The following is a 12,879-nucleotide window of genomic DNA, read 5'->3' on the forward strand; positions in this document are numbered from 1 at the left end:
ACAGACGATGAAGGACGTATTCGCCCGCCTCGCCTCCGACTTCCTCTCCGCCATCGTTTTCCTGGTCATCTACCTCATCACCGACAACGTCGTCCTGGCAACGTCGGTGGCGATTGCCGGAGCGATCGCGCAGGTGATCTACGCGCGCGTGAAGGGCCAGCAGCTCAATTACATGACCTATGCGAGCCTCGCGCTCGTCGTCGTGCTGGGCACCGTCACCCTGCTGACCAATGATCCCCGCTTCATGCTGGCAAAGCCCTCGATCGCGCATTTCGCTATCGGCGCCATCATGCTCAAGCGCGGCTGGATGCTGCGCTACATGCCGCCGATCGTCGTCGAGACCGTTCCGGAATATGTGACGGCCGCGGGCTATGCCTGGGCGTTGCTGATGTTCGTGATCGGCGCCGGCATGATCGTGGTCGCCTCCACTGGCGATCTGAAGCTATGGGCGTTCTACATCACGGTGGTCGCAGGCGGCGCCAAGATCCTCGCCTTTGCCGTGCAGTATGTCGTGCTTCGCCTCATTGTCACCAGCCGGCGCCGTGCCGCCGCCCGCGCCTAAATGCCTCCAAGGGAGGGTTAGGCAGCTGCTGCGAGTTGCGCTATACGCTCGGCCAGGGACGGGCCGCGGATCGTCGCTGCCCGCCGGGATTTATGGGAGACACGAATGGCCGTGGACGGCAACTGGACTCTGACCATGACGACGCCCATGGGCGAGCGCAAGGCCACGCTGACCTTGCTGAACTCCGGCGGCACACTGACCGGAACGCAGGGCGCCGACGGCAATTCGGCCGAGATCTTCGACGGCACCATCAGCGGCGACGCCGTCAACTGGAAAGTCTCGATCACCAATCCGATGCCGTTGACGCTCGAGTTCATCGGAACGGTCTCTGGCGACAGCATGAGCGGCGAGATGGGCATCGGCCCGATGGGCAGCTTTCCGTTCACGGGCGCGCGCGCGTAGGCACGTTGCGAACCGTGCGCGTGCTCCGTCTCATCGCGGCAGCGATCCTGTGTGTCGCGACACAATCGGCGCGCGCGGATGACACCGAACCGGCGTGGCGCGCAAGCGCGCTCGCCATGGTGCCGGCGGGCTATGTCGCCGGCACGGCCTACCGGACCGAAGGATCGACCGGCACCCTCGCCGTCTATCCGGCCTCGTCGAACGATCCGAAGACACCGGCAAGCGTGTTCGCTGCACGCCAGGCCCTCGTCGTCACGCTGACACCGGATGTGACGCGCGCGGTCTCGGCCGAATTGAAGCCGCGCAGCGGGCCGGACCCTGATAACGACGACACTGACTTCGCAAAGCTCCACGCCGATCTCGCCGCCAGGCGCTCAACGCTGCCCGATGGCACCGAGTCCTGCGATCTCGGCGCCTGGTCCATCGACAAGGATCCTGATGGTCTCAATGTGCGCGCCGAGCCGTCGGTGAAAGCGCGCGTGCTCGGCACGCTGCCGCCGCCCTATCGTCTGAAGCTCGGCGGCGCCGAGAACACGCCCGAGGGCGGATGGCTCACCGAATTCCGCATCATCGGCTTCAAGGACGGCTGGTTTCTGATCGAAGGCGCCAAGCCGCCAGGCAAGGATTACGAGGACGAGAAGATATATCCGCGCAGCGCGCCAAAACCCTATGCGGGGCGCGGCTGGGTCGCGTCCAACAAGGTCGGCGCGTCCTATGCCAACGGCGCTACGCGCATGGGCGGCCTGTTTCAGGCGCCCTTCGTCGATGCGAAATGGATGCCGGCCCAGCGCGAGCTCGGCGGCCCAATCGACACCGACGGCGGCCCGAAGCGCATCTTTGCCTGTAGCGGGCTCTGGGGCCTCGTCGAGAGCCAGGACGGCGTCCGCGGCTGGTGGCGCTCGCTGTGCTCGAACCAGGTTACGAATTGCAGCTAACGGGCTGCGGTCATTGGCCACGGGGCCAAGGCGCTCAGGTCGTTGACCACAGCCGGCTTCACGAGCAGGATAAACAGTATACAACTAAAGATTTTTATTGATCTCAACACACTTTCAGCAGAGGGGAATTTGCATGGTCTCCCTCCCCGCTCGCAATCGCATCCACCTGTTCCTGACCTCCGCCGTGGCCGCGCTTGCTGGAGCAGCGCCGGTGAGTGCCGACGTGCTCGAGCCGCAGTCACCGGCGTGGCAACTGAGCGAGCCGTTCAAGAAGAGCGCGGATGCCCGCACCAACATCAGTGGAGCGGCGTGCGCGACCACATCCCCGCCCCTCAAATCCTGCCTCGTCGTCAACGACGAAAAGAAATACGCGCAGTTCTTTGCGATCGAAGGCACGACGATCAATCCCGGCAAGGTAATCCGCCTGCTGAGCGATCAGGCCAGCGGCGATCCGGATGCCGAGGGCACCGCTTACGATGACGGTTATTTCTACGTGGTCGGATCGCACGGCCGCAAACGTCATCATCCCGACGACAGCAATCCGACGAGCTATCACCTCTTTCGCTTTCCCGTCGACAAGCTCACTGGAGAGCCTCCCTTCCCGATCTCCGCGGACGAGGTGATCGGCGTCGAAGCATCCGTGACGCGCCTGCGCGGTGCAATCAAGGACGCACTGCCCGTGGACTACGACAAGCCCCTCGGCGACAACGGCGCCAACATCGAGGGCATCGCGGTCAAAGCGGACCTGATGTATCTTGGTTTCCGTGGTCCCTCCAAAGACGGCAATGCTTATATTCTCACGGTCGACGCAAAGGCCGTCTTCACCGAGAACATGCCGCTCAAGGCCAAGCTCATCGACCCTCCGCTGGCGCTTGGCACAACGACCGGTATCAGGGACATCGCCGCCGTGTCAGGCGGCTTGCTTCTCCTGACCGGGCCGGTCAACGAACAGCAGATCGCGCCCGCCGTCGTCTTCTACGATACCAGCAGCGGCAAGCTTGGACCTAGCCACACGCTCGGCGTCGCCGACAGCACCGCCAAGGCAGAGACCCTGCTGGTGCTCAGCGACGTCAGCGGCGAACCATGGCGCGTGCTCGTGATGTTCGATGGGCCCGAAAACGGCGCGCCGACGCAGTATGTGGTGCCGCGCTAAAGCGCACCATCAGCGGCGGACCGCCGTTCAACTGCGCGGAGCGCTAACCCAAGTTCAGCTCCTTGAAGAAGTCATTCCCCTTGTCATCGATGATGATGAAGGCCGGGAAGTCGACGACTTCGATGCGCCAGATCGCTTCCATGCCGAGCTCGGGATATTCGAGCACCTCGACCTTCTTGATGCAGTGCTCGGCGAGGTTCGCAGCCGCACCGCCGATCGAGCCGAGATAGAAGCCGCCATACTTCTTGCAGGCCTCGCGCACGGCAGGGGCCCGGTTGCCCTTCGCCACCATCACCATCGAACCGCCGGCGGCCTGGAACTGGTCGACGAAGGAATCCATGCGGCCCGCGGTGGTCGGGCCGAACGCGCCGGAGGCGTAGCCCTCGGGCGTCTTGGCAGGACCGGCGTAGTAGACCGGATGGTTCTTGAAATAGTCCGGCAGCGGCTCGCCCCTCTCGAGGCGCTCGCGCAGTTTGGCATGCGCGGAGTCACGCGCGACGATCATGGTGCCGGTCATCAAGACCCGCGTCTTGGTCGGGTACTTCGAGAACGTCGCCAGGATGTCCTTCATCGGCTGGTTGAGGTCGATCTTGACGACCTCGCCGCCGAGCGACTGCTCGACCTGCGGCAGATATTGCGCGGGGTTGTGCTCAAGCTCTTCGAGATAGACGCCATCTTTGGTGATCTTGCCGAGCACCTGGCGGTCGGCCGAGCACGACACGCCGAGCCCGATCGGCAGCGAGGCGCCGTGGCGCGGCATGCGGATAACGCGCACGTCGTGGCAGAAATACTTTCCACCGAACTGCGCGCCGACGCCGAGCGACTGCGTCATCTTGTGGATTTCCTGCTCCATCTCGACGTCGCGGAAGGCGTTGCCGTCGGGCGAGCCGTGGGTCGGCAGCGCGTCGAGATAGCGGGCGGAGGCGAGCTTCACCGTCTTCATGCACAGCTCGGCCGAGGTGCCGCCGATCACGATGGCGAGGTGATAGGGCGGGCACGCCGCGGTGCCCAGCGTCAGGATCTTCTCCTTGAGGAAGGCGAGCAGGCGGTCCTTGGTCAGCACCGAGGGCGTGGCCTGGAACAGGAAGCTTTTATTGGCGGAGCCGCCGCCCTTCGCCATGAACATGAACTTGTAGGCGTCGTCGCCCTCGGCGTAGATCTCGCACTGCGCCGGCATGTTGTTGGCGGTGTTCTTCTCCTCGTACATCGACAAGGGCGCGACCTGCGAGTAGCGCAGATTGCGGCGCAGGTAAGCGTCGCGCGCGCCTTCCGACAGCGCCGCCTCGTCGTCACCATCGGTGATGACGTTACAGCCCTTCTTGCCCATGATGATCGCGGTGCCGGTGTCCTGGCACATCGGCAGCACGCCGCCGGCCGCGATGTTGGCGTTCTTCAGGAAGTCGAGCGCGACGAACTTGTCGTTGGGGCTCGCCTCGCCGTCCTCCAGGATTGCGCGGAGCTGCTTCAGATGGCCGGGGCGCAGATAATGATTGATGTCGCCAAAGGCCGCCTCCGACAGCGCCCGCAGCGCCTCGCGCGACACCACCAGCATGTCCTTCCCCAGGACCTTCTCGACCCTGACACCCTCAGCCGTGATCTTCTTGTAGGGCGTCTCGTCCTTGCCCAGCGGGAAGAGCGGGGTGTGCTTATAGGGCGGAACGGGCTTTGCGGGGTCGGGGAAGGCGGTGGGAGCGTTCATGATCTGGTCTCGGATTGGGGCCGCAGGGCGCGCGCCAAAGGCGCCGAAAGATAGAGCCTTTCTAAGCCCTTTTCCCACAAATGGAAGGTTTTCGCCTCCCCACAATTGGGGGGCCCCGCCCCGCACATTCTCCGAGTGTCCCGATGCAGCACCGGAACGCTATCGCCACCTCTGATTTTGCGATTTTATGTCCGCAATCGCGTCGGGGAAAATGGGGAAATCGAGATGTCAGGAATTACCACGCCAGTCGTGAAGTTCAGCGACCAAATCACCGGCTCTGTCATCAAAGGTTGGGAAGCCGGCGGCTATGCGCTCGCCTTGCTGGTCCTTGCGGCAGCGACCTTGGTGATGGCTTGTCTCTTGGCTCTTTCCGGACACGAGCAGCCTGCGATTGCGTTTCTCTTGGTGGGGTCCGCGGTAATCGTGTTTGTGGGGTACAACTTCTATGTGAAGGCCATTGTCCCAGCAAAGAGGGCCACCGAACGTCTCGAACAGAGCGGCCCGATGGTCGACACCGTCCAAGAGGTGGCGATCCTGCTAACCGACATAATCTCCCAACTGAACGACTACGCCCTGTCGAATACAGATGCGATCGTTTCAACGGTCGAAGGCGTGAAAGAACGAATCGCCAGACTGCCGGGCGGCAGCCTTCTGATTGGTTCAAGCTACGTCGCAAAGGGCGAGGATCTGGCAAAGGGCGTCCGCCAGGTCGCGGCAAGTTCGCGCAGCGTCGTCGCGGACGTTCGCGATTCCATCACAAAGGCCGACGTGTCGCGGATTGGTGGACATCTGGAGGATTTGAAGCAGTTGAAGCAAACAATTGAAAAAGAGCTTCTCGGCGCCCGGGGCGTCTAAACGGCACGACCGTTCGCAAACAGGCCTGATCGAAGGTCTTGCATGGCCTCGGAGTACAGGCTTTTATGCGCCCTCCAAGGGGCTTTTTATCATGACATTGAACTCGAACGTCCGCGGCGCGATCCTGGTCGCCGCCGCCATCACCGGCCTTGTGGCTCTTGCATCGCCAGCGCGCGCCGATCGTTGCGACGACAGCGCCAAGGAGCTGTCGAACCAGGTCGAGCGCCTCAAGGTGAATTTCCGGGCCGCCAACATCGTCTACCTCTCGCACCCCGCAGCCAAGGAGCTGTCCGTGGGTTGCCGCGGCGACAAATATTCCATCGAGCTCTATGCCAAGGGCGATCGCAAGCCCACGCCAGAGTTCTTTGCGCTGGTGAGTTCGATGGCGGCAATCGTCTTCACCGTGACGAAGGACGACACTACGACGGGCGCGACACGCTGCCTGAAGCGGATGGGACTGTTGCGCGGCGACAAGGTCGTCATGCGCTACCGCCGCCTCAACATGGAATGCACCCGCACCAAGACGGACGCATCCATCGCGATCACGCGCGGCAAGGACGAATAGACGGGGTACTTTTTCGCGCTCTTTCCACGCACGGGGCGACGCAAGCATCGCGACGCCGCCCGCCACACACTTCGTCATTGCGAGCGCAGCGAAGCAATCCAGTCTGTCTCTGCCGAGGTACTCTGGATTGCTTCGCTGCGCTCGCAATGACGAGGAGAGATTCGGCTTCCCCCACATCGAGCGATACCCGACACGAAAACAGCGCATCCCACCGCACCAACTCCTTCGCATTTTAACGATTGGCTTGACGGAAGCTTCGCTCCTCACAGCGCAAGGTCAATCGTTTCCATGTGTGAGGATTTGTGGATGAGCGTTTCTACCGTTGCGCCGCCGCCGATCGCGATCGTGGTGCCGAGCTACGACACGACCAAGCAGCAGGACGACCAGAAGACCAAGGACAACGACCCGACCTACAAGCCGCCGCCGCCCGCGCCGCTTCCGCCGGGTCAGGGCACGCGGATCGATCAGCTCGCCTGATCAGGCCGGTCAAAGATGAAACGCCCGATCCGGTCGATCGGGCTTTTCGCGTGTCCGGCCGCATCTTCGCCGGATAGCGGGACCAATATCGTGCGCGGCTGACCCGGGACCTGCGCATGATCGCAAAACTGCTGTTGCAGAACACGATCACCACCGCTGGCATGGGCGCGCTGCTGTTCGCTTGCGCCGGGACGATGCATTGGCCTTCGGCCTGGGTGTTCCTCGCCACCTGCGCCCTGCTCGGCCCGCTCTGCGGCTGGTGGCTTTATCGGGTCGATCCGGCGCTGCTCGCCGAACGTCTGCGACCGGTCCTGCAAAAGGACCAGCCTGCCGCCGACAAGGCCTTCATGATCGTCTTCGTCATTGCGATGCTGGCCTGGCTGGCCGCGATGGGGCTCGACCGGCGCACGCAATTCTCCGACATGCCGGTTGCGTTGCAGGCGCTCGGTCTCGTGCTGTTCGTCCTCTCGACGCTGTTCATCCTGTGGGTGTTCCGCGAGAACTCGTTCGCCGCGCCCGTGGTGAAGCTCCAGGCCGACCGCGCACAACGCGTGGTCTCAACGGGGCCTTACGCGCATGTGCGCCATCCCATGTACAGCGGCATGATCCTGTTCTTCGCCGGCGTGCCGCTGCTGCTGGGCTCGTGGTGGGGCCTCGTGATGGCGCCAGTCATCGTCGTTTTGTTTGCTGTCCGCATCGGCATCGAGGAGCGCACGCTGCGCGAGGGCCTGCCGGGCTATTCCAACTATATGACGCGCGTGCGCTATCGCCTGCTGCCCGGCGTGTGGTGAGCCGCTATCCGGACCGGCTAATTGTCCAATTCCTTGTAGCGGCGGAAAATGCCTTGCTCGTTGAAGGGAATGCGGCGCTCACTTTCGAGATAGGCCTTGATGTTCGGCCGCGCGGCGATGCGGTCGTGCAGGCTGACGAGGCCCGGGATATTTCCCTCAAACGCCTTCATGCGCTTGGGAAAGGCGTAGCGCAGCCCATCGACGATCTGGAACAGCGAGAGATCGACGTAAGTCAGCCTGCGACCGGTGACATAGGCACCGCCATTACACGCGAGGAGCTCCTCGAAATAGCCGAGATATTTCGGCACGCGCTCGTCCCAAAACTCGGCCGTGCGCTTCTTCGCCGGCGCCTTCTGATCTTCATAGTACATCGAAGGCCCGAGCGGGTGATGGGTGTCGTGGATCTCGGTCACGAGGTCGGTGATGGTGAGCTGAAGCTGGTGCACCCAAAGCTTGCCCGCTTCCGTCTTCGGCGCGAGCCCATGACGGGCGCCGAGATAGAGCAGGATGTTGGCGGTCTGGCCGATGACGAGCTTGCCCGCTTTCAGGAACGGCGGCGCAAAGGGCGGCGTGCCGCCATGCGCGTCCATCATCTTCATCATGGCGCTGGTGCCGCGCGCCCCCCGCGCGACGTCGATATAAGCCGCCCCCGCCTCCTCCAGCGCCAGCCGCACATATTCGCCGCGGCCCTGGATCTCGGGCCAGTAGTAGAGCTCGTATTTCATGGGAAGGGTCCGTGAGCGTGGAAGCGGTCGGACCAATGTAACATGCGGCCGAAGGTTCCGTGAGAGCGAGACGGAACGGCGGCACCACATACCCCGTCGTTGCGAGCGCAAGCGAAGCAATCCAGCATCTTTCCGCGGAGACAGTCTGGATTGCTTCGCTACGCTCGCGGGGAGAGAGCTGCGCGCCCTAACTCAATTCGCCGCGAAACAAAACAGCAGGCCGTCGCCGCCGGTGCTCTTCAGATCGGCCTGCGAGCAGCCGCCGTCAGGACCGCGCGAGGGGTGAGAGCTGTTCCAGGACTTTGACGGCTCGTCGTCGCGCAGGCCCTTACGATCGGCATGGCCGACGACCGCCGCGCCCTGCGTGCTCGACGTCCAGTTCCTGCAGGTCTTGTCGTCGCCCGCGGCAAAAGCGGTGCCGTCCGGTTGCGATCCCGTGAGGATATCGTGTCGGTTCGGCGTGTCGCCGGCGCCGTTGATGACCTCGCCCTTCTCGCTGAGCGCTGTCTGCTTGGTGAGGTTATTGGCCGCGCCGTGCAGGTCGGCAACGTCCTTGGCAATCACCGCACCCTTGGCATTCTGCCACGGTCCCTTGCCAATGCGGTCCTTGGCATTGACGGCGGGCTTGCCGTCAGCGGCCTGCGTCGAGAGATAGGCGCGCCAGGTCTTGCCGCCGGCGCCGCCGGCCTGCGCCAGCTTCTGGCACTGCGCATCGGCTCCCTCCAGGCCGCCGAGATCGGCTCCCTTGCCCGGCCCGCTCGAAGTCACGAAGAAGGTCATGTCGGCTGACTGCGCCCACACCGATGGACTTGCGAAGACCGCGAACGCAACGCCTGCTGGCACGATGACCCTGGCAAGAATGCTCATCCTATCCTCCCGATTGTTCCTACGATTGCGCCTCGCTGGACGGTCTTTGATCCGCTGACATGAACCCGTCACGACAGACATTATTCCAGCGGCCATCCGCCGCACGCGCATCACCTCGAGCGGCGGCGCACGACCGGTCGCCCCGAGGGCCATGTCGATTAATTGCTTCCCGAGACCGTAGCGCCGGGCGAGCATACCAACGTGGGGCCGATCCTCAAGAGATCGCCCGGGAGAGGACGCGGGAGTCTGCTGTGGGGCCGTTCAGGGCGGCATCCGCGATCACATCGGGGCTGCCGCCGGGCGCGGCGCGAGGGGAGATCGTCATGCACTGGAACACCGTCCGCCCAATCGCGGCAATTGCCGGCTATGCCGCGCTTTGCTGCCTTGCCATCAGTCCGGGCCGCGCCTCGGCCGCGGAATTGCTCAAAGCCCGGCTTGCGCAAAACCTCGGACCGATCTCCGGCCTTGCGATCGTCGCCAAATCGAAGGGGATTTTCGAAAAGAACGGACTGGACATCACCGTCTCGAATTTCACGTCCGGCAAGCAGTGCCTGGACACCGTGATCGGGGGCGGCGCCGACATCGCGACGACGGCGGAGGCGCCGGTCACCGCTTCGGCGATGGCAAACCAGCCCATCGCCTTCGTCGCCGGCATGGAATATTCCGACCTCAAGACGGTCGTCGCGGCCAAGGCTGGCGTCAAGACCAAGGCAGATCTTCGCGGCAAGCGAATCGGATTCACTGCCGGCACCGGCAGCGAGGTCTACACGGCGACTTTGCTGAAGTCGGCGGGATTGACTCCCAAGGATGTCACCCTCGTCAACCTGCGGCCGCAGGAGATGCTACCGGCACTTGCAGCAGGAAGCATCGACGCGATCGACACTTGGGAACCCCACATCGCCAACGCCAAGAAGGCCCTCAGCGAAGCCGTCGCTGAGCTCGATACAACGGGCACTTACTCCGAGACGTTCAACATCGTCGTCACGAGACCCTATCTGGATGCCAACCCTGCGCTGGTTGAGAAGTTCATCGCCTCACTGATCGACGCCGAGGTCTGGATGAAAGCACACCCGGATGAAGCGATCACGGTCGTGGCGGACGCGGTTGGCATGAAGCGCGACGACCTCGCTCCGATCTGGGCCGACTATGTTTACCGGGTGCGTCTCGACGACCGGCTGATCGAGATTCTCAAGACCCACTCCGCATGGCGCCTCGAGAGCGGCAACCATCCTCCGGGAGCGGTGATGCCCGACTTCAGCAAGGTCGTCGTCGCCGAGCCGCTGAAGAAGGTCGACCCCGCACGCGTCACGCTCTCGTGGAAATAGGCACCCGCACAGCCATGCAGGACGGCACTTCAGCAGGACAAGAAATTGCTCTCCGCACCGACGGTCGCGGTCGGCGGCCGGATTCAGCTCGTCTTCGCCGCCTCAATATTCTGATCGGGGCGCTTTCGCTTCCCCTGTTCGTCGGCCTCTGGGAACTGGTCTCTCGTTCCGGGGCCGTCAACATGGTGCTGTTTCCGCCGCCGACGGTGGTAGCTGCGGCGGTCCTTGAGTGGATACGAAGCGGGCAGTTCCTTGGCGATCTGCTGGCCAGCCTCTTTCGCGTCACCACGGGGTTCATCTTAGGCGGCGCGCTCGGCATCCTGCTCGGTATCCTCACCGGCCAATTCCCTGTTGTTTCGAGCTTGCTGTCCCCGCTATTCCACATCCTGCGGCCAATTCCGCCGATTGCTTTCGTGCCGATCGTCATCCTGTGGTTCGGCCTGTCGGAGGCGGGAAAACTATTCCTCGTCGTATGGGGCGTGTTCTTCACGGTTTGGCTTTCGACCCACATCGGCGTGCAGAAGGTCGACCGCGGCCTGATTCGGGCGGCGTTGATGCTCGGCACGCCCCGGCGGCAGATGCTCCAGGAGATCGTGCTGCTGGGCGCGCTTCCCTACATCGTGGTCGGGTTGCGCACCGCCGTCAGCATCTCCTTTTACACGCTTGTCGCGGCCGAACTCGCAGGCGCTTTCGCCGGCATTGTCTACAGGATCGAGATTGCGCAGCAGAATTTGCAAACGGGCCAGGTCATGGGCGGGCTCGCAGCGCTCGGGTTGATTTCGTTCATTGCCGACCGGCTGTTTTCGGCTCTTGCGGAACGTACTGTCTGGTGGCGTTGATGTCGGGAGCTCGATCGATCATGAAACTGGCTCTGGCAAGTGCGCCAGCCTCCGTCGAATCGGCGCGGAAACAACCGGCCATTCAAGTCTCAAACCTGAGCATCGTTTTTGACACCCGCCGCGGGCAGACCATCGCGGTGGATCGCGTTTCCTTCGACGTGGCGCCTAGCGAGTTCGTTTGCATCGTCGGGCCCTCCGGCTGCGGCAAGTCGACGGTGCTCAATACGATCGCCGGACTGGAAGTGCCGTTTGAAGGCGACATCCTGGTAGAGGGCTCGCGCGTCTACAGCCCGCGACCCGATGTCGGCATGGTGTTCCAGCAGCCGCATCTCTTCCCCTGGAAGTCTGTCCGCAGGAACATCGCCCACGGCCCGAGGATGCTTGGGAAGTCCAGGACGGAAGCGAATGCCATCGCCGACGATCTGATCGCGATGGTCGGTCTCAAGCGTTTCGCCGACGCCTATCCGAACACGCTGTCCGGGGGCATGCAACAGCGCGTGGCGATCGCGCGAGCGTTGGCCAATCAGCCTCGCGTGCTGCTGATGGACGAGCCCTTCGGAGCCCTCGATGCGCAGACCCGGGCGGTGATGCAAGACAATCTGCTGGAGCTGCGCGACCGGATCAAGGCGACGATCGTGTTCGTCACGCATGACATAGATGAGGCCATCGTGCTGGCCGACCGTGTTCTCATCATGAGCGCGGGACCCGGCCGCATCCTGCGCGAAGTCGCGGTCAAGCTGCCGCGCCCGCGGTCGAGCTCTGTCATGGTCGAGCCAACCTATCTTTCCCTCAAGAAGGATTGTCTCGACGTCATCCGCGCAGAAGGGTTGCGGGCGTTCAATCAGTCGGACGCGAGCTGATCCCCCAGAACTTGGAAATCGCGAAGCAGCCCGCAGCGCGCTGGCATGGTTCTTGAATAATCGATGCCGGGTCTCACCGTGGAGCCGGCGATGCACAGGGCGAATAGCGCGATAGCGGCAGGCGTGATGCTGGCCGAGTCGGACAATCTCGTCAGGCCGCTGCCCGGCTTGCTGGATGGTCTCAACCGGGCTGATTGCAATCGGCTGCGCGCGATCGGACGCGAGAAGGCCCTGGAAGCCGGCCAACTGGTTTGGTCTCAGGGCGACACACAGGCTGGGATCTACCTGATCAGCGAGGGACGCATACGCAGCTACTATGCGGCGCCGTCGGGGCGCGAGGTCACGCTCGCCTACTGGTTTCCCGGCAACTTCGTCGGCGGCCCCGATATATTCGGAACGGGCCCGCACATGTGGTCATCGGTTGCGGCCGAACCCAGCCTGTTGACGTTCATGCCGGGACTGGCGCTGCGGCGGCTTGCGCTGGAATCGCCGGCGATCGCCGTCGCCCTGCTGGATGCCCTGGCATTCAAGGCGCGATGCTATTCGGCGATGGCCCAGATGCTCGGGACGCGCTCGGTGACCGAGCGGCTGCATAGCCTGTTGATCTTCCTGTCGCACGTCTACGGCGTTAAGCGCGACGGCGAGGTCGTCATCGGGATGCCGTTTACCCACGGCGATCTCGCCAATCTCATCGGATCCACCCGCCAATGGGTGACAGTACAGCTCGCGCGGCTCCAGGAGGAAGGCGTGATCAGGTACGACAGATCCGTGATTTCGATCCTGGATCTTTCGACACTCGAGCAAGAGATGGAATAAATTCCGTC

General features: G+C 63.3%; 15 protein-coding genes. 12 read left to right on the top strand and 3 right to left on the bottom strand.

The genetic code is table 11. The features are described from left to right. Positions 1-7: 7 nt before the first annotated feature. From ABIB95_RS09905 to ABIB95_RS09920, 4 genes are all read left to right on the top strand, one after another. Entirely contained in the window at positions 8-562 is a 555-nt protein-coding gene (locus tag ABIB95_RS09905; RefSeq protein ID WP_038933863.1) for an inner membrane-spanning protein YciB, read from the top strand. A gap of 105 nt (positions 563-667) precedes the next feature. Then, positions 668-964 carry a hypothetical protein gene (locus ABIB95_RS09910; RefSeq protein WP_071912259.1) on the top strand — a complete coding sequence of 99 codons (297 nt, stop codon included), beginning with the start codon at positions 668-670 and terminating at the stop codon, positions 962-964. A 14-nt stretch (positions 965-978) separates the two neighbouring features. Then, positions 979-1,899 (top strand): SH3 domain-containing protein, encoded by a 921-nt coding sequence (locus tag ABIB95_RS09915; RefSeq protein WP_354238990.1) that lies wholly within the window; start codon positions 979-981, stop codon positions 1,897-1,899. Between the two features lie 133 nt (positions 1,900-2,032). Next, positions 2,033-3,052, top strand: coding sequence for a DUF3616 domain-containing protein (locus ABIB95_RS09920; protein ID WP_354238992.1), 1,020 nt, complete (start codon positions 2,033-2,035; stop codon positions 3,050-3,052). 43 nt (positions 3,053-3,095) lie between these two features. On the opposite strand, the gene ABIB95_RS09925 is transcribed toward ABIB95_RS09920, so the two are convergent. After that, a complete protein-coding gene (locus tag ABIB95_RS09925) occupies positions 3,096-4,751 on the bottom strand; it encodes a fumarate hydratase (RefSeq protein WP_354238994.1) in 1,656 nt (551 codons plus the stop codon). A 225-nt stretch (positions 4,752-4,976) separates the two neighbouring features. Between ABIB95_RS09925 and ABIB95_RS09930 the strand changes: the two genes are divergently transcribed. The 4 genes from ABIB95_RS09930 (at position 4,977) to ABIB95_RS09945 (ending at position 7,439) form a co-directional block, all read left to right on the top strand. Then, a complete protein-coding gene (locus ABIB95_RS09930) occupies positions 4,977-5,606 on the top strand; it encodes a hypothetical protein (RefSeq protein WP_354238996.1) in 630 nt (209 codons plus the stop codon). A 91-nt stretch (positions 5,607-5,697) separates the two neighbouring features. Continuing rightward, positions 5,698-6,171 carry a hypothetical protein gene (locus ABIB95_RS09935; RefSeq protein ID WP_354131402.1) on the top strand — a complete coding sequence of 158 codons (474 nt, stop codon included), beginning with the start codon at positions 5,698-5,700 and terminating at the stop codon, positions 6,169-6,171. A gap of 306 nt (positions 6,172-6,477) precedes the next feature. After that, positions 6,478-6,648, top strand: coding sequence for a hypothetical protein (locus tag ABIB95_RS09940; RefSeq protein ID WP_014494035.1), 171 nt, complete (start codon positions 6,478-6,480; stop codon positions 6,646-6,648). A gap of 116 nt (positions 6,649-6,764) precedes the next feature. Next, positions 6,765-7,439 carry a methyltransferase family protein gene (locus ABIB95_RS09945; protein ID WP_354238999.1) on the top strand — a complete coding sequence of 225 codons (675 nt, stop codon included), beginning with the start codon at positions 6,765-6,767 and terminating at the stop codon, positions 7,437-7,439. A gap of 17 nt (positions 7,440-7,456) precedes the next feature. On the opposite strand, the gene ABIB95_RS09950 is transcribed toward ABIB95_RS09945, so the two are convergent. Continuing rightward, positions 7,457-8,164, bottom strand: a complete 708-nt coding sequence (locus ABIB95_RS09950; RefSeq protein WP_354239001.1) for a glutathione S-transferase — start codon at positions 8,162-8,164, stop codon at positions 7,457-7,459. A 192-nt stretch (positions 8,165-8,356) separates the two neighbouring features. Next, on the bottom strand, positions 8,357-9,031 hold the full coding sequence (locus ABIB95_RS09955; protein WP_063982296.1) for a lectin: 675 nt from the start codon (positions 9,029-9,031) through the stop codon (positions 8,357-8,359). A gap of 323 nt (positions 9,032-9,354) precedes the next feature. Here ABIB95_RS09955 and ABIB95_RS09960 point away from each other — a divergent pair, with 323 nt between their 5' ends. From ABIB95_RS09960 to ABIB95_RS09975, 4 genes are all read left to right on the top strand, one after another. After that, complete coding sequence (locus ABIB95_RS09960; RefSeq protein WP_354076124.1) at positions 9,355-10,356, top strand: NrtA/SsuA/CpmA family ABC transporter substrate-binding protein; 1,002 nt, start codon at positions 9,355-9,357, stop codon at positions 10,354-10,356. 14 nt (positions 10,357-10,370) lie between these two features. Continuing rightward, positions 10,371-11,195 carry an ABC transporter permease gene (locus ABIB95_RS09965; protein ID WP_354239003.1) on the top strand — a complete coding sequence of 275 codons (825 nt, stop codon included), beginning with the start codon at positions 10,371-10,373 and terminating at the stop codon, positions 11,193-11,195. Between the two features lie 20 nt (positions 11,196-11,215). Further along, positions 11,216-12,055 carry an ABC transporter ATP-binding protein gene (locus tag ABIB95_RS09970; RefSeq protein WP_354239107.1) on the top strand — a complete coding sequence of 280 codons (840 nt, stop codon included), beginning with the start codon at positions 11,216-11,218 and terminating at the stop codon, positions 12,053-12,055. Positions 12,056-12,145: 90 nt separating this feature from the next. Next, a complete protein-coding gene (locus ABIB95_RS09975; protein WP_063986244.1) occupies positions 12,146-12,871 on the top strand; it encodes a Crp/Fnr family transcriptional regulator in 726 nt (241 codons plus the stop codon). Positions 12,872-12,879 lie beyond the last annotated feature (8 nt).

This window comes from Bradyrhizobium sp. LA2.1, assembly GCF_040547725.1.
GTDB lineage: Bacteria > Pseudomonadota > Alphaproteobacteria > Rhizobiales > Xanthobacteraceae > Bradyrhizobium > Bradyrhizobium barranii.

Bases quoted from the DNA above. Each gene is read 5' to 3' on its own strand.
- ABIB95_RS09960 (WP_354076124.1), top strand. From the start codon at position 9,355: ATGCACTGGAACACCGTCCGCCCAATCGCGGCAATTGCCGGCTATGCC.
- ABIB95_RS09955 (WP_063982296.1), bottom strand. From the start codon at position 9,031: ATGAGCATTCTTGCCAGGGTCATCGTGCCAGCAGGCGTTGCGTTCGCG.
- ABIB95_RS09910 (WP_071912259.1), top strand. From the start codon at position 668: ATGGCCGTGGACGGCAACTGGACTCTGACCATGACGACGCCCATGGGC.
- ABIB95_RS09970 (WP_354239107.1), top strand. From the start codon at position 11,216: ATGAAACTGGCTCTGGCAAGTGCGCCAGCCTCCGTCGAATCGGCGCGG.
- ABIB95_RS09975 (WP_063986244.1), top strand. From the start codon at position 12,146: ATGCACAGGGCGAATAGCGCGATAGCGGCAGGCGTGATGCTGGCCGAG.
- ABIB95_RS09930 (WP_354238996.1), top strand. From the start codon at position 4,977: ATGTCAGGAATTACCACGCCAGTCGTGAAGTTCAGCGACCAAATCACC.
- ABIB95_RS09940 (WP_014494035.1), top strand. From the start codon at position 6,478: ATGAGCGTTTCTACCGTTGCGCCGCCGCCGATCGCGATCGTGGTGCCG.
- ABIB95_RS09945 (WP_354238999.1), top strand. From the start codon at position 6,765: ATGATCGCAAAACTGCTGTTGCAGAACACGATCACCACCGCTGGCATG.
- ABIB95_RS09920 (WP_354238992.1), top strand. From the start codon at position 2,033: ATGGTCTCCCTCCCCGCTCGCAATCGCATCCACCTGTTCCTGACCTCC.
- ABIB95_RS09950 (WP_354239001.1), bottom strand. From the start codon at position 8,164: ATGAAATACGAGCTCTACTACTGGCCCGAGATCCAGGGCCGCGGCGAA.
- ABIB95_RS09965 (WP_354239003.1), top strand. From the start codon at position 10,371: ATGCAGGACGGCACTTCAGCAGGACAAGAAATTGCTCTCCGCACCGAC.
- ABIB95_RS09925 (WP_354238994.1), bottom strand. From the start codon at position 4,751: ATGAACGCTCCCACCGCCTTCCCCGACCCCGCAAAGCCCGTTCCGCCC.
- ABIB95_RS09935 (WP_354131402.1), top strand. From the start codon at position 5,698: ATGACATTGAACTCGAACGTCCGCGGCGCGATCCTGGTCGCCGCCGCC.
- ABIB95_RS09905 (WP_038933863.1), top strand. From the start codon at position 8: ATGAAGGACGTATTCGCCCGCCTCGCCTCCGACTTCCTCTCCGCCATC.